The organism is Pseudomonas sp. LBUM1662, from assembly GCF_059695915.1.
This window is the reverse complement of record NZ_CP166793.1, coordinates 3189271-3209458: the sequence shown is the minus strand read 5'-3', so window position 1 is coordinate 3209458 and position 20188 is coordinate 3189271. Positions and strand designations below refer to the sequence as shown.

General features: G+C 60.0%; 13 protein-coding genes. 2 read left to right on the top strand and 11 right to left on the bottom strand.

Features of this window, described 5'->3' with window-relative positions; genetic code table 11:
• Window positions 1–12 precede the first annotated feature (12 nt).
• Both ACA049_RS14505 and ACA049_RS14500 read left to right on the top strand, forming a co-directional pair.
• Window positions 13–2223: a DUF3604 domain-containing protein gene (locus ACA049_RS14505; protein WP_497336501.1), complete on the top strand. Its 2211-nt coding sequence runs from the start codon at window positions 13–15 to the stop codon at window positions 2221–2223.
• A 112-nt stretch (window positions 2224–2335) separates the two neighbouring features.
• Window positions 2336–3604: an anaerobic sulfatase maturase gene (locus ACA049_RS14500; protein WP_497336499.1), complete on the top strand. Its 1269-nt coding sequence runs from the start codon at window positions 2336–2338 to the stop codon at window positions 3602–3604.
• Window positions 3605–3607: 3 nt separating this feature from the next.
• Here ACA049_RS14500 and ACA049_RS14495 read toward each other — a convergent pair whose 3' ends face one another.
• From ACA049_RS14495 to ACA049_RS14445, 11 genes are all read right to left on the bottom strand, one after another.
• On the bottom strand, window positions 3608–5242 hold the full coding sequence (locus ACA049_RS14495; protein ID WP_497336497.1) for a 3-(methylthio)propionyl-CoA ligase: 1635 nt from the start codon (window positions 5240–5242) through the stop codon (window positions 3608–3610).
• A 44-nt stretch (window positions 5243–5286) separates the two neighbouring features.
• Window positions 5287–6120, bottom strand: coding sequence for an SDR family NAD(P)-dependent oxidoreductase (locus ACA049_RS14490; RefSeq protein ID WP_497336495.1), 834 nt, complete (start codon window positions 6118–6120; stop codon window positions 5287–5289).
• A 31-nt stretch (window positions 6121–6151) separates the two neighbouring features.
• Entirely contained in the window at window positions 6152–7552 is a 1401-nt protein-coding gene (locus ACA049_RS14485) for a DUF1254 domain-containing protein (RefSeq protein ID WP_497336493.1), read from the bottom strand.
• A 70-nt stretch (window positions 7553–7622) separates the two neighbouring features.
• Window positions 7623–10058, bottom strand: coding sequence for an efflux RND transporter permease subunit (locus ACA049_RS14480; RefSeq protein ID WP_497336491.1), 2436 nt, complete (start codon window positions 10056–10058; stop codon window positions 7623–7625).
• A gap of 36 nt (window positions 10059–10094) precedes the next feature.
• A complete protein-coding gene (locus ACA049_RS14475) occupies window positions 10095–11153 on the bottom strand; it encodes a WD40/YVTN/BNR-like repeat-containing protein (RefSeq protein WP_497336489.1) in 1059 nt (352 codons plus the stop codon).
• A gap of 77 nt (window positions 11154–11230) precedes the next feature.
• Window positions 11231–12592: a DUF1329 domain-containing protein gene (locus ACA049_RS14470; protein ID WP_497336488.1), complete on the bottom strand. Its 1362-nt coding sequence runs from the start codon at window positions 12590–12592 to the stop codon at window positions 11231–11233.
• 33 nt (window positions 12593–12625) lie between these two features.
• Window positions 12626–14455 (bottom strand): DUF1302 domain-containing protein, encoded by a 1830-nt coding sequence (locus tag ACA049_RS14465; protein WP_497336486.1) that lies wholly within the window; start codon window positions 14453–14455, stop codon window positions 12626–12628.
• 68 nt (window positions 14456–14523) lie between these two features.
• Window positions 14524–15678, bottom strand: coding sequence for a thiolase C-terminal domain-containing protein (locus ACA049_RS14460; RefSeq protein WP_497336484.1), 1155 nt, complete (start codon window positions 15676–15678; stop codon window positions 14524–14526).
• Window positions 15679–15832: 154 nt separating this feature from the next.
• A complete protein-coding gene (locus tag ACA049_RS14455) occupies window positions 15833–18499 on the bottom strand; it encodes a helix-turn-helix transcriptional regulator (RefSeq protein ID WP_497336482.1) in 2667 nt (888 codons plus the stop codon).
• A 91-nt stretch (window positions 18500–18590) separates the two neighbouring features.
• Complete coding sequence (locus ACA049_RS14450; protein WP_497336867.1) at window positions 18591–19367, bottom strand: transporter; 777 nt, start codon at window positions 19365–19367, stop codon at window positions 18591–18593.
• Between the two features lie 104 nt (window positions 19368–19471).
• On the bottom strand, window positions 19472–20146 hold the full coding sequence (locus ACA049_RS14445; RefSeq protein WP_497336480.1) for a DUF3313 domain-containing protein: 675 nt from the start codon (window positions 20144–20146) through the stop codon (window positions 19472–19474).
• Window positions 20147–20188 lie beyond the last annotated feature (42 nt).

Below are 20188 nucleotides of genomic sequence, written 5' to 3'. Positions count from 1 at the left end.
GAGACGTGGAATATGAAAACCAACCATCGCCTCAGCGCTTGTGCAGCGCTCACCCTCGCCGTCAGCACGCTGGCCGTGGCGGACAGCAATCCGGATCGTGAGGTCTACTTCGGCCAGACCCACTCGCACACGTCGTGGTCAATCGACGCGTACCTGATCGGCAATCACCTGGTCGGGCCGGAAGAAGCTTACAAATACTCGTTGGGCATGCCGGTCATGCACCCGATGGGCTTTGAGGTGCAACTGCGGGGGCGACCGCTGGACTTCCATGGTGTGACCGATCACTCGGAGTACGTGGGCGTGATTGCGCTGGCGAATGACCCCAAATCGGACTTCAGCAAACTGCCGATTGCCAAAAAGCTGATTGCCAAAACCCCGGAGGATTTCAATCGGATCTTCAAGTGGATCGCTGGCAGTATCAGCGGCAAGCCGATTGAGGAGCTGGTCGATCCGAAGATTGCCGGCAACATCTGGCAGCAAAACATCGCCATCGCCGATAAGTACTACAAGCCCGGCAAATTCACTACCTTCGTCGCCTATGAATGGACCTCCGCCCCCAACAATCAAAACATGCACCGCAACGTCTTCTTCCGTGACTCCAGGAAGGTCCCCGCGTTGCCGTTCACCGCGCTCGACTCGAACAAACCCGAGGATCTCTGGGGCTGGATGGACGATCAGCGCAAATCGGGCAATGAGGTGCTGGCGATCTCCCACAACGCCAACCTCAGCAACGGCCTGATGTTTCCGGTCGACGTCGATGACCGTGGTCGGCCCATTGACGCCGCTTGGGCTGAAACGCGGATGCGTAACGAATCCTTGACCGAAATCCACCAGGTCAAGGGCACCTCGGAAACCCATCCCGAACTGTCGCCGACGGACGAATTCGCCAACTACGAAATCATGAGTTTCCTCATCGGCCTGGACAACAGCACCTCAAAACTCAACGGCAGTTACATCCGGCAGGCCTGGCAGAACGGCATGGCCTTGCAGGAAGCCAAAGGCTTCAACCCCTACAAGATGGGCGTGGTGGGTGCCAGCGACTCGCACAACGGGGTGGTCCCGTATGCGCAAAACAACAACTTCGGCTCCCATGGCTTTACCGACAACACGCCTGAGGCGCGTCTTTCCGGCAAGAAAAACTCGGGCATGATGGCCCTGCAAACCAGCACCTCCGGCCTGGCCGGGGTCTGGGCTGAAGAAAACACCCGCGAGTCGATCTTCGATGCGATGAAACGCAAGGAAGTCTATGGCACCAGCGGCGTGCGGATTCCCGTGCGTTTGTTCGGCGGCTGGGGTTTCGACAGCGGTTTGTGGAATGAAAAAGACTGGGTGCATGCCGCCTACGCCAAGGGTGTGCCCATGGGCGGCGACTTGCCGGCGAAACCGGGCAAAGAGGCGCCAACCTTCGTGGTGTGGGCCGTCAAGGATGCCGATGACGGCAACCTCGACCGGATCCAGATCATCAAGGGCTGGACCAAAAACGGCCAGACCTTCGAGAAAATCTACGACGTCGCCTGGTCCGGTGATCGCACGCCAGACCCCGCCACAGGAAAAGTCCCGCCGGTGGGCTCAACCGTCGATGTGTCCAAGGCCACTTACACCAACACCATTGGTGCCACCGAGCTTAAGAAAGTCTGGGTAGATCCGGATTTCGATCCGGCGCAACACGCGTTCTACTACGCCCGTGTTCTACAGATTCCGACGCCGCGCTGGAGCACCTACGACGCTGCCAAGCTGCAAGTGCCGCCGCCAGCCGATGTCTCCGCCACCGTCCAGGAACGCGCCTGGACCTCGCCGATCTGGTATTCGCCAAATGCCGAGGACGGCAAGTTGATGGCGCGCGGCAAAACCATTGATCAGCTGAAAACCGAAGGTGCCAAGGCGCTGACCAACGATCAGCTGCAAGCCTACGTGGTGGGTAAAACCATCAAGGTGCGCAACACCGTCACCGGCCAGACCTTTGAAATTGTCTACGGCACCGACGGCCAGCGCTCGGTCGCCAGTGTCGACGGCAAGCCGCCTGCAGAAGGCGAATACCTGAACATGCTGCATGGCGGCCAGTTTGGCGTACCGGCCAAATACGAGATCAAGGACGGGCATCTGGTCACCAACCTCGGCGGCTCGCCCTTCGAGGCCACGGTCTTTGAGCAAAACGGCAAATACCTGGCGGCCAGCAGCAGTGAGTTCGGCTATGTGAACTATGAGGTCGAAGAGGTCAAGTAAACCTCGGACCGCCCCCCCAATCATGGGGGGCGGCCAATACCCGTTCTGCCCCTAGCCTCATGCGCTGGAACCGCAGCGATCCGCGACGCGGTCCGAACGCAGCCTGCCGACCATGCCTATCCACGAAACCCCGCCCCAGGGCCTGCATCTGATGGCCAAGCCCGTCGGGCCGATCTGCAACCTCGATTGCAGTTATTGCTTCTACCTTGAAAAAGAACAGCTGTACCCGCCCCGGGAACGCTTCAGCATGACCGACGACGTGCTGCGCCTGTACGTGCAGCGCTACATCGAAGCCCAGTCCACGCCTGAAGTCGAATTCACCTGGCAAGGCGGCGAACCGACGCTGCTCGGCCTGGACTTTTTCCAGCGGGCGATGGTGTATCAACGGCAGTTCGCGGGGGACAAAGTCATCCGCAACACGTTGCAGACCAATGGCACGTTACTCAACGATGACTGGTGCTCCTTCCTCGCTCGTGAAGGTTTCATGGTCGGGATCAGCCTCGATGGCCCACCCTTCGTCCACGACCTGTATCGTCCTGACAAACGGGGGCGTTCCAGTTTCGATGAGGTAATGCGTGGCCTCGGGTTGCTCAAGCAGCACGACGTCAATTTCAATGTGTTGGTTACGGTGGCGCGCGATGTCGCCCGATACCCTCTGGAAATCTATCGTTTCCTCAAGGCTGAAGGCGTTCGGCACATTCAGTTCAACCCGGTGGTGGAGCGCCAACCGGACGCGCCGCAAGTCAGTCAGGGCCTGCACTTCGCGATCCCGCCGGAATTGCGCTTGCACGCGGTGCCCGAGCCAGCAGTCGTGACCAAACACACCGTTGACGCAGAAGCGTACGGCGACTTTCTGATCAAGATTTTCGACGAGTGGGTGCGCCAGGATGTCGGTGAAATTCACGTCATGAATTTCGAATGGGCACTGGCCTCATGGTGCCAGTTGCCGGCGTCGGTGTGCCTGTTCAGCCCGCGCTGCGGCAAGGCGGCGATCGTGGAGCACGACGGCAATGTGTACTCATGCGATCACTACATGTACCCCGAGTATTTGCTGGGCAACCTGAAGACCGATGACCCCGCCGTGCTGCTCGCCTCCGCCGCGCAACAAGCTTTTGGCGCGGCCAAGGAAGAAACGCTGCCGACGTATTGCCAGCAGTGCGATTACCGCTTCGCCTGCCATGGCGAGTGTCCGAAAAACCGCTTCATGGACGCACCCAATGGCGAGCCGGGCCTGAACTACCTGTGCCCGAGTTACAAGAAATACTTCCGCCACCTGACGCCCTACATGAATGCCATGGCCCAACTGGTCAGCCACAAGCAACCAGCGGCGTTGATCATGCAGGCCTTTGACGGCCCGCTGATCGTTCCCTTGGATAAGTAACCTTCAGTTCGCAAAACGATAATTGCGAAACTGTTCGCGCAGCTTCATTTTCTGCAACTTGCCGGTGGCGGTATGCGGCAACGCCTCGACGAAGGCCACATCGTCCGGCAACCACCACTTGGCCACGCGGTTTTGCAGCACCTTGAGCAGGTCGTCCTTGCTCGCAGTCTTGCCGGGTTTGAGTACCACCACCAACAACGGGCGTTCCTGCCATTTCGGATGAGGAATGCCAATCACCGCCGCTTCGGCAACGGCCGGATGGCTGACGGCGGCATTTTCCAGGTCGATGGAGGAAATCCACTCGCCGCCCGACTTGATCACGTCCTTGGCGCGGTCGGTGATCTGCATGTAGCCATCGGCATCGATGGTGGCGATATCGCCTGTGTCGAGCCAGCCGTCGCCATCGACAATCTGCCCACCCTCACCGCCGTAATACTGGCTGGCGATCCACGGCCCCTTGACCAGTAAGAGGCCGGACGCCTTGCCATCGCGCGGCAGTTCAGCGCCCTCCTCGTCGACAATCTTCATCGACACGCCGAACAACGCCCGCCCTTGTTTGGCCTGCAAGTCGAGTACCTCGTCGAGGGTTGCATTGCGGTGTTTCGGCAAGGGATTGCAGATAGTGCCCAGCGGCGACATCTCGGTCATGCCCCAGGCGTGCAGCACCCGTGCATTAAAGACAGTCTCAAAGGTCTCGACCTGGCTGCGCGGCGCGGCGGCACCACCGATCACCACCCGGTTCAGGCACAGCTCGGTTGCTGGTTGCAGCCCCTGCGTCTCGACATGTTGTTGCAACATCATCCACACCGTCGGCACGCCCAGCGCCAGGGTGACGTGTTCGTCGCGCATCAGCGTATAAAGGCTCTCGCCATCCAGCGCGGCACCCGGCAGCACCAGTTTGGCGCCACACATCGCGGCGGCATACGGCATGCCCCAGGCGTTGACGTGGAACATCGGCACGACCAACAGCGCCGAATCCGCCGAAGACAAAGCGAAGCCGTCCGACGTGCACAGGGCCAGCGAATGCAGGATCGAAGAACGATGCGAATACAGCACGCCCTTAGGGTTCCCCGTGGTGCCGGAGGTGTAGCACATCGAAGATGCCGTGCGTTCATCGAACTGCGGCCAGACGAAATCACTGCTCTGCTCGGCGATCAGATCTTCGTAGCAGATCAGGTCAGGCACATTGATCGCCGGCATTTGTTCGCGGTCACACAAGGCAATGAAGCCCTTGACCGACTTCAGGCGCGGCGCGAGTTGCTCGACCAATGCCGCGAACGACAGGTCGAACAGCAGATACTGGTCCTCGGCGTGGTTGGCGATGAATTCGATCTGCTCGGCAAACAACCGCGGGTTGATCGTGTGCAGCACCGCGCCCATGCCCGACACGCCGAAGTACAGCTCCATGTGCCGATAGCCGTTCCAGGCAAGCGTGCCGATGCGGTCACCGGGCTGCACGCCCAATGTAACCAGCGCATTGGCCACCTGTTTGGCACGGCGGCCGATATCGCCATAGGTGCAGTGATGCATCGAGCCGTCAGCGGTGCGCGAGACAATTTCAGTGTGCGGGTGCGACTTCAGCGCATGTTCCAGAACGTTGGAAATCAACAACGGTTGATCTTGCATCAAGCCCAGCATGGTTTTGTATTCCTCTTGTTTTTGTTTGAACTCTGCGTTTCAAATCACAGGTAGCCGATCTTCCGGGCGTCATTGAGGATCACCCGGCGCATCAGCCCCAGGGACAGGCGCTTGACGTGGAAAATCAGCTTGGCGAACGGCCCGACCAGCACCAGGTCCTGGCCCTTCTGCACGGCGCGGACCATCGCTTCGGCCACCCGCTCCGGTTCGCACCCCTTGGCCTTGTAGTAAGCCTGCAGCCGTTCGAGCTGCCTTTCGCTGATGGAAGGCGAGATATTGCTGCGGGCCTGAGTGATGGCGGTATTGATGATGCCGGGGCAGACGGTGGTAATGCTGACACTGGAATCCGCCAGCTCCATCTTCAGCACTTCACTCAACCCGAACACCGCATGCTTGGAGGCGGCATAGGCGCCCATCGTCGGCGACGGGTAAATGCCCGCCACCGAGGCCACGTTCAGCACATGGCGCACGCCTCCGGCCTTGATCATCTGCGGGATGAAGTGATAGCAACCATGCACCACCCCCATCAGGTTGATGTCCATGACCCGCCGCCAGTGCGTCAGGTCACTCTGTAGAAACTGGCCCAGATAACCGATGCCGGCGTTGTTGATCAGCACATCGATCGGACTCAGCTTCATATACGGATGCTCGGCAAACGCCTTCATCTCGTCGTTATTCGACACATCGAGCTGATGGATCATGCAAATGCCGCCCATGGCGACGATGTCGACCTGCAGCTGTTTCAGTGCCTGCGGATTCACGTCCGTGGCGATGATGTGCGCACCGCGCCGGACGAAGGCAAATGCCGCGGCACGACCGATGCCCGAAGCGGCACCGGTGATCAGGACTTTCTTGTTTTTGAGTTCAGGGATGGCCATTTCGGTTTCCATCGGCAATGACGCCGTTGATTTACTGGATGAGTGCCAGCGGCGGCGCAGTCCATTGACCCGACAGCGCCTGCTCTTTCGGCCAGTACAAACGCATGTACATGGCAAACGGGCCCTTCGGCGCCGGCAACCAGTTCGCTTCCTTATCCTTGCCGGGAGATTCGTGCTGGATGAACAACGTCACGCCGCCGTCCGCATCACGCTTGAACTGAGGCGCCATCGGCGAGTTGATCAGATAACGATTGAGCGGATTGTCGACCAGCCAGCTTCCGGGCAGCTCATACATCGTCAGCGACCAGAACGCATTGACGGGGGGCAGTTGATCGGGGGCAAAGCGCAGGCTGTAACGCTTGCTGCCGTCCAGTTTTTGCTGGTCGGCATCGACGCGATAAAACGGGTACATCGCCTCTTGCCTGGAAGCGCCATAGATACCAATGGTGCCAAGCATGCGGTTCAGGTAGTTGTTCTTCAGCGTCACGCGCGAGCCGAGAATGTCGCCTGACGTCAGCGCTCCCTCATTGAGCTGCTTGACCCCACCTGCAAATTCAGCCCACGCATCGGCAATGCCTTGCTCCAAAGCCGCCTTGAGCTCAGGGCTGAGTTTGGCGGGGTCGAAGTCTTTACCGGCGCCGATACCGATCCTGGCAAAACGCGCCATCAGTTCCTGTTCCGACGGAACGGTCGGGCAAAATTGCAGCAGGAAGTTCAGCGTACTGAACAATTGCAGTGAGCTCTTTTGCTCCTCACGGCTGAGCGGTTTGACGAAATCGATGGCAGGCGCGGGTTTTGCCGGTGCCTGGCCGAAGAATGCCGACAGTGTCTGCACTTTGAAGCCGGCCTGCACATTCTTCACATTATCGATATCGCCTGGATTGAACAGTTGCGTGCGATAGATTGCGAGCGTCAGTTCTGTTTCAGCCCGAAAGACTTTCTTGATCCCTTTGGGCGCTTCACCTTTCCAGTTCGGCCCGACGACAAGGTAGCTACCGCCCTCGTTACCGGTGCTGCGACTGCCGATATAGTCGGAATTGAAGGTATAGAGATCGGTGAGCTGGACGCTGTAATAACGGTCCTTCGCCACCGCGGGCAGGGTGAGGACAACCGGTTCGGCGCGCAGATCGAGGCCGACCCAGGAATAAGGCGTGTCGGAATTGGGGGTCTGGATGGCCTTGTCCGAGGGGGTATAGACCCGAGGCGTGTTGTGAATCTGATTCCAGGGACCCTTGTACTCGGGGTTCCGGGGATCCACGAAATAGCCGTATTGAACGCGATAGCTGTCTACCATCGGGTAGCCATAGATGTAGGCTTCCCTGGCAATGGCGCGAGCCTCTTCAGGACTCACATCCGTCTGCGCCTGGACTGTCGGAAGACCCAGCAGTAGTGCGGCAGCGCATGCTATAGCTTTCAAGTGAATAGTATTCATCGAATTGTTCTCTGACATCGGAATGACAACGTCAGCCCGGCAACACATTGCCGGGCTTTTTTACGTGTTGTTAACGCGCGCGTTTAAGCAGGAAATGCGACAGCGCCGGGATCAACACCAGTGCACCGACCATGTTCCAGATGAACATGAAGGTCAGCAGGATGCCCATGTCGGCCTGGAACTTGATCGGCGACCAGGCCCAGGTGATCACGCCGGCCGCCAGAGTGATGCCCACCAGCGCCACGACCTTGCCGGTGAAGGCGACAGAGTTTTTATAGGCTTCAGTCAATGACAAACCGGCACGTTGCTGCGCCAACTGGACGCTCAGCAGGTACAGCGCGTAATCCACGCCAATCCCGACGCCCAAGGCGATGACCGGCAACGTGGCGACTTTCACGCCCATGCCCAGCCAGACCATCAATGCCTCGCAAAGGATCGACGTCAGCATCAACGGCACCACCGCCACCACCACCGCACGCCAACTGCGGAACGTGATGAAACACAGCACGATCACTGCGCCATACACGTAGAACAACATGGTGCGGTTGGCGTCGCGCACAACGATGTTGGTCGCCGCTTCGATCCCGGCACTGCCGGCGGCGAGCATGAACTGACGATCGTCGTTGCTGTGTTCGCGGGCGAACTGATCGGCCACTTTCACGATGTGATCGAGGGTTTCGGCCTTGTGGTCCGAGAGATAGGCAATCACCGGCATCATCGAGCAGTCGTTGTCGAACAGTTCCGGGTTGTTCACCGAGGCCTGTTGCGCACCGTAATTCAGTACGTTCTGATTACGGGCGATGGTCAGCATTTTCGGATTGCCTTCATAGGAACCCGCCGTGATCTGCCGCACGGCATTGACCAGCGACACGGTGGTCTGCACCCCCGGTTGCTGTTGCAGCAGCCAGCCGAGACGGTCGGCTTCCACCAGGGTTTCGTACTTCAGGCAGCCTTCGCTGGCGGTCTTGACCATGACCGCGAACTGATCGCTGGACAGCGAATAGTTGGCGGTGATGTAGGCGTTGTCGCGGTTGTAGCGCGAGTCGGCGCGCAGCTCCGGTGCGCCCGGATCCAGATCACCGATCTTCAAGTGCGTGCTGACCACGAAGCCACCCACCGCCAGCAGCCCGGCAACCACCACGGCCACCGTCGCCCAGCGACGCTCGGTAAAACGGTCAAGCAAACTCCACAGACTGCCCAACCCCTTGCCCTTCAGCTCCTCGCTTTCCTGGCGCAAACTGCGCGCCGCCGCTTTCGGGCTCACGCCCCAATAGGACAGCAGCACCGGCAGCAGCACCAGGTTGGTGAAGATCAAGACCGCCACGCCGATACTCGCAGTGACGGCCAGGTCCTGGATCACCGGAATGTCGATCAGCATCAGCACCGCAAAGCCCACGGCGTCGGCCAGCAACGCGGTCAGCCCTGCGAGGAACAAACGGCGGAAGGTGTAGCGCGCAGCGACCAGTTGATGGGTGCCGCGTCCGACGTCTTGCATGATCCCGTTCATTTTCTGTGCGCCATGGGATACGCCGATGGCGAACACCAGGAATGGCACCAGGATCGAAAACGGGTCGAGCGCATAACCGAACAAGGTAATCAAACCCAGTTGCCAGACAACGGCCACTACCGAGCACAGAATCACCAGCGCAGTGCTGCGCACGCAACGGGTGAAGGCATAAATGATGGCGGTGGCGATCAGCGCTGCCGCGCCGAAGTACAGCATGATCAGCATCAGGCCATCGATCAGGTCGCCGACCAGTTTGGCGAAACCGATCACGCGGATCTTGATCGGGCCTTTGCCCTCCTCTCCCGCCTTGTGTTCAGCGCTGCTGCCGGCAAACTCGAATTGATTGCGCAGCTGCTCTTCAAGCATCCGCGAAAATTGGTGGTAGTCGATGGCTTGGCCGGTGACCGGATCCTTCTCCAGCAGCGGCACCACGATCATGCTGGATTTGAAGTTGTTGCCGACCAGATTGCCGATGATCCCGGAGCGGGCAATGTTCAAGCGCAATTGGTCAACACCACTCGCCGAACCGTCGTAGGAGTCCGGCATGACCGGGCCGCCACGGAAGCCCTCCTCCGTGACCTCGGTCCAGCGCACGGCCGGCGTCCACAATGACTTCATCCACGCCCGGTCCACGCCCGGCGTCAGGAACAAGGCATCGTTGACCTGCCTGAGTACGTCCAGGTATTTCGGGTCGTAGATGTCGCCTTCGGTGTTTTCCACCACCACCCGCACCGTGTTACCCAGCCCACGCAGCGATTGGCGGTTCTCCAGGTAGTTTTTGATGTACGGCTGACTCTGCGGAATCATCTTTTCGAAGCTGGCATTGAGCGTCAGCCGGGTGGCGGCGAAATAGCTCAGCAACACCGTCACGATCAGGCAGGTCAACACCACCAACAGGCGGTTATTGAAAATCAGGCGTTCAAGGAAGTTGCCGGAGCGTGCATCGAAGCCCTTGAGCTCTCGGATCACCGGCATCGTATCGAGGTTGTAATTACCCATGACGTGGCTCGTCTCTTTTTATTATGTGAAGTGGGCTCATTGGTACGGCAACTGGCGCAAGCCCTGGGCGCCTGCGACCACCACGGAACCTGAATCGGTGGCTTGAGCCGCAGCGGCAGGCCCCAGGCGCTGTTGTGGCGTTTGCGTGAAGGTGGCGCCGTCGTCGGAACTGACCAGGACGTGGCCGGCCTGGCTGACCAGAATGATTCGACCGTCCGCCGTGACCGTGCTTGCGGTGATGCTCGAGGACAGGCCCAGCTCGACCTTGTCCCAGTTCGCGCCGTGATCAACGCTGCGATAAACATTGCCGCGCAGGCCATAAACCAGCACGGCGCCCGGCGTACCGGTGATACCGAAATAGCTGCCGCTGTAGGGGGTAGGAACGTTGACGAAGCGTTGGGTGTCCGGGTCCAGTTTCAGCACCAGGCCCTGCTCGCCGACGATGAACAGGTCATCGCCGATGGCCCGCATGCCATAGAGGTTCAGCGCACCCGGGTTGTCGGTTCGATCCATCAGCGGAACCCAGCTCTGGCCGCCATCGTCGGTGCGGAACACCAGGTTGAACGCGCCGACGATATAGCCGGTTTTCTCATCGGCGAACCAGACGTCGAGAAAGGGTTTATCGGCCCCTTCATCGATCATTCGTTGGGCCTCGGCCAATAACGCTTCATCCGGCGCCGCTTGGCGCTGGTAGTGTTCAAGCATGATCTGCCCGACCTGGCGGCCATCGAGCTGACGCTTCCAGGTTTCACCGTTGTTGTCGCTGTGTAACACAACACCGTCGTGGCCAACGGCCCAGCCCTGCGTCAGGCTCGGGAACTGCACCGCCACCAGATCGGAACTCACCGGTACTTCGGCCTGACGCCAGTGGGCGCCGGCATCATCGGAATAAAAAATGTGGCCGCGCTGACCCACGGCGATCAGGCGTTTGCCCGTACTGGCCAATCCGGTGAACATGCCCTTAAGCGCTTTTTCACTCTGAATTGCCGGGCTCGCCAGCGTGTCGACAAACTCCGCTGCCACCACGGATCGGGTAAATGGCACGGCCACTGCCACGCTTAGCGCAGCAAGCGTTATCCATCTGAATGCATTCATGAGGTTTACTCGACAAAAAAAGCCGCCGGGCAGCGAGGAGTCCACTGCCGGCGACAAAAAAACACCTGCGTTATGGCTTAGCGAATACCGGTGCCAGCCAACGACTCAGGTGCCCACTGCGCTTTCGAAAGCGGGTCGATGTACTTGATGCCGCCGTACGGGCCGTAGATGCCGGTGATGTTGTAGCTGCCGGAGACAAAGTCATAAATCATGTGGTTGTCGGAGTTCGGCGCCTGCACGTCATAGCTGTAGGCCAGGTGCGCAAAGGAGCCGCGGTACAGCTTGCCGCTGGCGTCGTATTCATCCGAGGCCAGGGCAATCCAGCTGTCTTCGTCGAGGTAGAAGGTGCGCTTGCTATAGATGTGGCGTTTGCCCGGTTTCAGCGTGGCTTCAACGACCCACACACGGTGCAGCTCCCAGCGCATCAAGTCAGGATTGACGTGGTTCGCGGTGGTGATATCCGCCGCTTCCTTGTGATAGTTCAACTTGTAGGTGTTGTAAGGAATGATCATTTCCTTCTTGCCGACCAGCTTGAAGTCGTAACGGTCCAGCGCGCCGTTGAATACCCAGGCGTCGTCGTAGGTCGAGGCACCGGCCGAACCCGGGTTTGGCGTGTCGTAGGCGATGTCCGGTGCGAGTTTGATCCGGCGTTGACCTGGCAGGTATTGCCAGCCACGACGTTCCATCTTCAGCGGGTTGACGGCGTCCTGAACCAGGATGGCTTCACCGGCGCGGCGTGCCGGAGCCTGGTAATAGAGTTTGGTCTTGAAGAACAGGTCGCTCTCTTTCGCCGGTTCCGTACGCTTCGGATCGTAGAGCGGGTATTCCAGATAAGCGTTACCGGACGTGGCCAGAATCGCCCGGCCGGAACCGTCGACGTTCCAGGAGTCGTATTTGAAGTTGGTGGCGTGACCCTGATAGCGCAGCAGGTGGTTCCACATGGCTTCATAGCCATCCTTCGGGATCGGGAACGGCACGCCCGGCAGTGCGTTTTCCAGGGCGACACCGCCTTCAAGGGTTTTGGTGCCGACGGCGTTTTTGGCGGTGTTGTCCAGCAGCCGTTGCGGCAAGGCAACGCTGCGATGGGTCGGGAACACATCGACCCGGAACGTCGGGTAGCGCTTGAGCAATTCCTGCGTGCTCGCGGTCAATTTGTCAGCGAATTGACCGGCGTTTTTGCCGTCGATGACGGCGCGTGGTTTGTCGGCCTCGAACGGGTCCGGACGGAACGAACTGCCCGCCTGAAAACCGGCCGGTGCCGTGGAAAGACCGCCGGTGTAGGCCGGAATGGTGTTGTCGGCATTGCCGGCCTTTTCAGCGCCGACGCCGGTCAGGCTGCTGCCGAGTTTGGCCGCTTCATCCGGGGAAACCGCGGCGTGTGCCGCGCCGGAGATGGCAACGGTCAAGGCAGTGAACAACAGTGTGTTGACGAATTTCATGGAGTGACTCCTGCTATCAAGCAAAGACTTCGATCAAATGGTCGTTTTGAACGTCAAAGTGACCATGCCCCGATCCTTGAGCTGAGGCTGGGTACCGCCAAAGGCAGTGGTTTGCCCCGGTACGCAGTTGTACTGCCCGTTGGCACCAGGTGCGGCGCCCGCGCCTTGTGCACCCGCGCTACCGGCGGAATCGCAGGTGTCGAACGGACCAAAGTTGTCGACGTATTTCAGGTCAAACCGGTACTGGTTGTGCACGTCCATGCCGACGCCCACCGAATAACTGCCGGAGTCCTCGTTACCGCCGAGCTGGATCGCCGAGTTGCCGTTGAGGCCGACGTTGTAGGTGACTGGCAGGAACATATCGATGCCGGGGAACACCTGGTACCAGGTCGGTGTGAAGTTGACGCCCAGGACGTAGTTGTCCTTGGTGACCTTGTCGACACCGCGATACCAGTCTTCGCCCTTGAACAGTTGTTTGTTCTCGGTGACGTCCAGCCAGCGGCTGTAGGCGAGTTCGACCAGCAAGTTCGAGCTGTCCCAGACCGGTGTGTCGCCAAAGGTGGTCAAGCCGTTGAGCACCGCGTGCACGGTGTTGCCTCGGGCCACGCCGTTGTCGCCGTCAAAATTGCTGATGAAGCCCGGCAGGCCCGCAGCACCCGCTGCCGGATTGACCGTGGCCGGCACGCTGGCCAGCGGCATGTTGTGGCGATAGTTCAGGTCGAAACCGACGCTGACGCCTTCAAAGCTTTTCGACAGGCTGATGCCGTAGATATCGATGTCATCGACATAGAACTGGTTGTAGCTGCCGGCGTTGCCGGAGATCAATTGCGCAGGGCCTACCGCTACAGGCTGCAACGCCAGGTTGGGCAGAATGTCCGACGTCTTGCGGTAGTACACGCCGAGCGTGCCCTGAAGCCATTCCGGGCTCCACTTGGCCATCAGACCGAAGTCACCTCGTTTGTCTGGCTTGAAGGTGTGGCCGTTGCTGAGCCGCAAAAACTGATTGGCACCCAATGGGCCAGGCGTGCCGAACCGGGGATTCTGCCCACCGATCAACGACAGGTTATGCCCGCCATTTTGAATGCCGTCGTTGAAGCCGAGGTAGGTGCCCGATTCCGGCAACCGTGCCGCATCCCAATCCAGGAAGTACTGCGCGGCGAGGGTCAGTTCCGGGTTGAGCGTGAAGCTGGTGGACAGCTGATTGCGCGGAATGAACAGCTCTTTGGCTTCGGTTCCCGGCACTGCAAGCGCCTTGGACAGATCAAGACCCGACTGCCCGTAACTGTTGCCGTGAGCAAAGGCGAGAATGCTTTCACCCCAATAAACAGTGTGCTTGCCGGCCTTGCCGCTGAGCAGCGATTCCTCGCCGACTTCCGTACTGCCGAACACGAAGGCGTCGAGAATTTCCGAAGAAGGCCCGTTGTAATAGCGATCGGCGTAACCACTCTGGTGACGGGAGTCCGGCCGTCCGCTGTTGAGCTGGTTGGTCGAGGCGTTGTCGCTGCCGATGTCGTCGTAGGCGTGGTCGTACCAGGAGTTGGCGCTGACTCGGAAACCGACTTTCTCTTTGTAAACCACGTCCAGTTCGGACAGCACGTCCAGGCGCTGGGAAACCGCACTGCCGGAGGAGAAGTTACGATCTCCGTCATTGTTGTTCCACGAATTGGCCAACTTGCTGTTGGGTGACTCCACACGCTGGGCGTAGTTGAACTTCAGCGTGTTGTCGAAACGAACCGTAAAATCTTCATTTCCCGTGTTGACCTCAACGGCCTGTACAGGCGCAATGCCAAGGCCGGTGAGAATGGCTGAAGTCAACAACCCCTTGCGGAAGTTTGCATGGCAGATCTTATTATTTTTGTTCATCTAGCTTGCTACCTGCTCTGTGGTTTACGAAAAGTCATGGGTTGAATCACAGCGCGGCGAGCCTCCTCTCACGTGCGCTGCAAAATGGTCACCGACACCGCCCGCCCCAGGGCTGTACTGTGCTGGAGCGCCGTCCGGGCGCCCGCAATCTGCCGGCCGTCGGCCATGTCGCGCAGTTGCCAGACCAGCTCGACCAGTTGCGCCAGCCCGGTGGCCCCCGGGGCGTGACCACGGCCCAGCAAGCCGCCCGACGGGCACACGGCATTCATCTGTCCTTTCAGGCGAGGACCGAGCTGTACGAAACGGTCAAGGTCGCCCTCGCGGCAAAAGCCCAATGCGGCGCTGTAAACCATGAAGTCGCCGACGCTTTGGTCATGCAGCTCAACCACATCGATGTCTTCGGTCCCCAGCCCCGCCTGTTGATAGGCCTGCTGCGCCACGCGCCGGGTGGTCGCCCGTCCCAGCACATCCAGCACGCAGCCCGATTCCTGTTCCGAGGTGCTGTCACTGCCTCGGGCGCTGGCCAGAACCGTGACATCCGCTCGAGCACCGAAGCGCAACGCGAAGGCTGGCGTGCAGATCAACACCGCCGCCGCCCCGCAGGCCGGCGGGCACAGGTAAGGCGGTAGCCAGCCGTCGCGTCCCGGCACACGGTGCAACACCGCGTAGGGATTGAGCCCGGCCTGGCGGCGAGCCCGCTCAAGCACTTGATCGAAGCTGCTTTCGGCAATACCCAGGCGGGTCAATAACCAACTGGTCTGGGCCGCAAACAACAGCGCCGGTTGCTGTCGACGCTCGATAAAAGCGCTGGCCTGCTCGCCCCTGACCGGTTGCTCGCGGCCGAGCTCTTTCAAGCCGAAAAACTCACGGTTGGAAATGCGAGCAGGCATGCACTCGACGCCTACCACCAGCACACATTCGGCCTGACCGCACAGCACGCTGTTGCGGGCCAGCTGGAAAGCGCTGCTGGCCGCCGCACAACCATCGGCGAGGCTGAAAACCGGCACACCGGAGTAACCGATCTGCGACAGCATCTGTTCGGCGATGCCGGCTTCACCGTGAACGCAGGCGGTGAACACCTGGTCGACCAGGTCATAGTCGATTCGTGCATCGGCCAGCGCCGCACGAATGGCCTGCCCTGCCAGCGCCGCGTGACTGTCACAGCCACCCAGCGGCAGAAACGGCGCCATACCCGCGCCGGCGACCAGCACTCTTTCAGACATAATCCCTGCTCCCCACCCGCGCATTAGCGCTCTTGTTGGGGCCAGACTATTGCGTAGTCGAAAAGCGCAACCCCCCATTGACAGGGGGGGCGACTTGAAACCGGATTGGGGGGGAATTGAAGGGGGATCCGAACGGATCACCCCGGGTCAGGCATCAGCCCGCTGTTTCGAGAATGCCCAGCATGTACGCACGCGCCACGACATGCTGACGGGTGCCGGCCTGGAATTTTCCGAAGAGGTTTTTCAGGTGCCACTTCACCGTTTCTTCGCCGACATTCAGGGCCAGGGCGATTTGCTTGTTCGACAGGTTACGGGCCAGCAACTGCAACACCTCGCGCTCCTTGGGGGTCAGCAGACGACTGGGCGAGACGCTGGATGTCGCGGATTCCACCCGTGTGACCGGTGTGGGGGCCGGCGTCGGCGTCATCGACGAGACTGTTTCACGTTGAAGCGTTTGCACCCATTTGCTCAGGTCGGGGTGGGTGTCCTGCACCACACGCTGCATGCCATGTTCCTGGGCGAGGCTGACGGCCTCGAGCAAACAGTCGGTACCCTCTGCGCCCGTCGCCTTGAGCGCCAGCGCCCTGAGCAATTTGATTTGCACGATTTCCCGACCGCGACGCAGGTGCTCGGCGGTTGCCCCAGATTTGGTCAGCACCGCCAGCATGGCCTCCCAGTCACGCCTGGCGAGCAGGACATATGCGTTGGCCACCCCCGCCATCAAGGCCAGTTCCGGACCGAGCAAACCGGACTCTTCCCGGGCAATCATCGGTGTGACGGTATCCAGGCGGCGCCCTAACACCTGACAGGTATCACTTCGCCCCTGCAGGGCATGCAGACGAATCTGCTCCCCGAGCGAGGCCATGCAAAACCGGGGAATGGCGCGCTCTTCGCCGAGGGCGAACAACGCCTCCAGCAGGTCCTGCCCGCGATGCCCGTGCCCCTGCAACGAGGCCAGTCGCGAGGCCGTGATATAACCCAGCACAATCGCATCAGGCGAGGCGAGGCGCTCGACCATGTCCATCCGGTTCGCCAATACCGTAATGGCCTCCTGAATTTCACCGCGCTCCAGCAGTGAGGTCGCCAGACCGGTGGCCATCATCACGGCAATCGGGCTGCGTCGACCAATGTCTTGCTCAGCCAACAAGAGGCTGGCGCGCAAGACGGTTTCCGAGGACAGCATCCGCCCCTCCCACAGATACGTCAGGCCGACCACCCACTCGCCAAATCCGCGAATGGCATCCAGCCCCGGGCTCCACGTGTAATGCGGTGCCCGCTGAAAGATGCGCCGGGCTTTTTCCGGCTGGCCCTGCGACAAGGCCAGGCGTGCAATCTGGTTCGCCACAATCGCTTGTACCTTGATCGGGAACGAAGGCAACCGCTCGACCCAAGGCGTAATGAGCGCGAGTGACTCATCCGGACGATCGGCAAAATAGACCGCCGCGGTCTCGATGGCGGCGGCCTCGCAGCGAGTGGCTTCATCGGCCGACGGATGTTGCTCAATGGCCGCAATCAAGCGCGCCGCTTCAGCCTGACGCTCACCCATGGCCAGTGCCCAGGCGGCGGCCAGGCAGATGCGCGGGTGTGACAGCACGGCTTCGGGCTCGAGCTCTTCGACCCATTCCAGTACGCGACTGAACTGGCCGCGCAACATCACGTCGTACAGGCATTCTTCAATCATGGCGTAGGCCGGTTGTGGCAGCCCGGCCAACAGGTATTGGCGAGCCGCCTGCTCCAGGAACTGGTGCTGTTGCAGCCAGACCGCTGCACGCTCGTGGAATCCCTGGCGCTGCTCGGGGGGCAGCCTGGCAAAACGCCCCAGAAGGAACTCCCGAGCCAACGGATGAATCCGCACCCAGTCACTGTCGACGCTCTCGACGAAAATCGGGGTCGAAACGCACAGTTCCTCAAGCAGTTCACCCGCACGCGGATTACCCGTCAGTGCAATGCACAAGGAAGGCTGCACCATCTCCAGCAAGGCGATACCGGTCAAAAAACCGACCTGTTCGTCGGGCAGATGCGCCACCAGGCTGTCGACGAAATACCGCTGAATATCACCGGTGCACTTTGACAGTTCTTCGATAGCCGCCCCCGGGCTCGAACTCTTTTCCATGGCCGAAATCGCCAGTTGCAAACCCAGCGGCCAGCCTTCGGTGACCTCGTGCAGACGCATGCAGAGGTCGGCGTCAATCTTGGCGCCAAAGCGGCTCGTGAGGATGGCGACGGTTTCTTCAATGCCAAACCGCAGGGCCGTCGTGGTGACTGACGCGTAGCGCCCCCTCGCCGCGAGGTCAGCCACTTGCAGGTTCAAACGCCCGCGCGAAGCCATGATGATGCGCAGATTGGCCGGGGCGTTATGCAACAGATAAGTTAACGAATGGCGGACCGTCACCTCGGGCAAAGCGTCCACCTCATCCAGAATCAACACGGTTTCGCTGCCCAGATCGGCGACCTCCGCCAGCCACTGCGTCAACCCTTCGAACTCGTCACGCCCCGGTCCCGGTATACGTTCGAAGGCGCGGGCAAAGGACGGCCGACCGCTACCAATCGCCATGGCAGTTCCCAGCCCCTGGACAAATCGGGTGCCATCATCGTGTGCATCCAGCGTCAACCAGGCCACCACGGCGCCGTGGGACAAACACTCACGCCTCCACTGGGTCAGCAGGAAGGTCTTGCCGAAACCGGCTGGCGCATGGACGGCGATCACCATCTTGTCGGTCAATTCTGGAGCGTCGATGGCTAACCGGCTGCGCGTTCGGGCGGACTTCTGACCGCGTGGCGGCGTGGTCTTGAGGATCAGTTGCGGCTCTATGCGCTCCATTTTTCAGGCCTTCTTGCAAACAATGGGTGGCTCGGCCAAGGACCGCAGTCGATCACGTAGGGAGTGCTGCACACCGTTGCAGCGACACCTCTCATTTAGGAAAGAGTAGCGTGTATGCCACGCGAAAGCCCCAGCCATGGGCGCCATCTTCGGGACTGTCCGCCCAATAGCGCGGCCCGATCTGCAGGCTCATGGGTTGCTTGCCGACCTTGAACAGCTGCGTCACGAACAGATTGATCGGCACGTTCCACTCCTTGGTCTCCCAGTCGTAGGTGGATTCGGTGTTGATGCCAAAACTGGTGTAAGTCTTTGTGGTGTATACCAGGAAGGGTTGCATGAACGTTTGATTCACTTTCTCCTTGTCATCGGCCGGGCTGTTGTCCAGCGACCAGATGTGATTGGCGAGAATTCCCGTGGTCCAGCCATGTTCCTGCTTCAATGCGACGGCTGTCGGGCCCAATCCCCATTGCTCGCTGCTGAGCAACTCGTCGCTGCCGGTCGGCAACAGCAGTGCGGGCCCTACCCCCCAGATCCAGCCATCCTCGGTGGGCTTCTTCGGTGAGAAAAAGAAACTCTGCGAGGTGTCTCCTACTCCGCTTTTATCCGCGATACCACCCGGCGCCAGACCGTGCTGATCGATGATCGGCAGGATCGTGCGCGAGATCAGGTTCCAGTCCTCATTGAGGCTGAAAGGTAAAACCGGCTGGATGTTGGTGACGCTCTGGATGCCTTCGCCACTGGGCCCCATTTTCTGGTTCCAGTTGTACTGGATCGGCAAGCTGTACAACGCCGCCACCGGGTTCAGTGCCTGCTTGGCCAGCTCGGCCTGGCTGTCTGCGTAGCTGGAGACGGATGCGCCGAAAGCCATCAGCGAGAGCAAAGGCAGTTCAATGTGTTTGTTCATGTCGAACTCCACCCGCGCGTCTTTTGCTGGCTGGTTGAGGCGCTGTTAGAGACGAAACAGGCACAGACCTACTTCAGCAACGCTTGCAGGTCGCTGGTCATGGCCTTGATCGCCGCCTTGAAGTCATTTGCCGTGATCTGCTGATTGGCGTTCTGCAGGTTCTCGCCAAAGACCTTGCGCACGGCTTTTGCCAGTGGCGCCCCAGTCGTGGCATCGACCAGATCGGCTTCAATATACAACTCGGTGTTCTGATCACGGTGACCGCTGGCCGCCTGAGTCGCACCGACCACGGCTGCCACCGGCACCACTTCGTACCATTTCATGCCTTCGTTGGAAGCCGTCACGCCGGTAATCGCTGCATGCAGGACCATCGCACGCTCACCTTTACGCACATCGCGAGAGCTGGGGACTACGCGGAAATTTTGCGACAACGCCTGTTTGGCGCTGTCGCTGGTGTAAGCCTGCAACTCCTGCAATGTATTCATGTTCACCCGCTCATCGGGTTTGGGTGCCGGGTAAAACTCGAGGCGGTCGAACACCACCGTGGAATAGTTCGACGCCTTGAACCCCGGGGCGACCCAACGCAACACCTTCACACCGCTTGGCGAGGTGGTTTCCTGCAAACCGTCATAGTTGCGCAAGAAGCCGGAGTACTGTTCTTTTTCAGTTACCTTCGAGACGCAACCCGCCAGTAACAGGCTGCTCAGTGCTGCACCAACGATCCACTTACGGGAAACGTTCATGTGACGGTACTCCTTGGGTTGGGGTGTTTCGCGTTGGCGCAT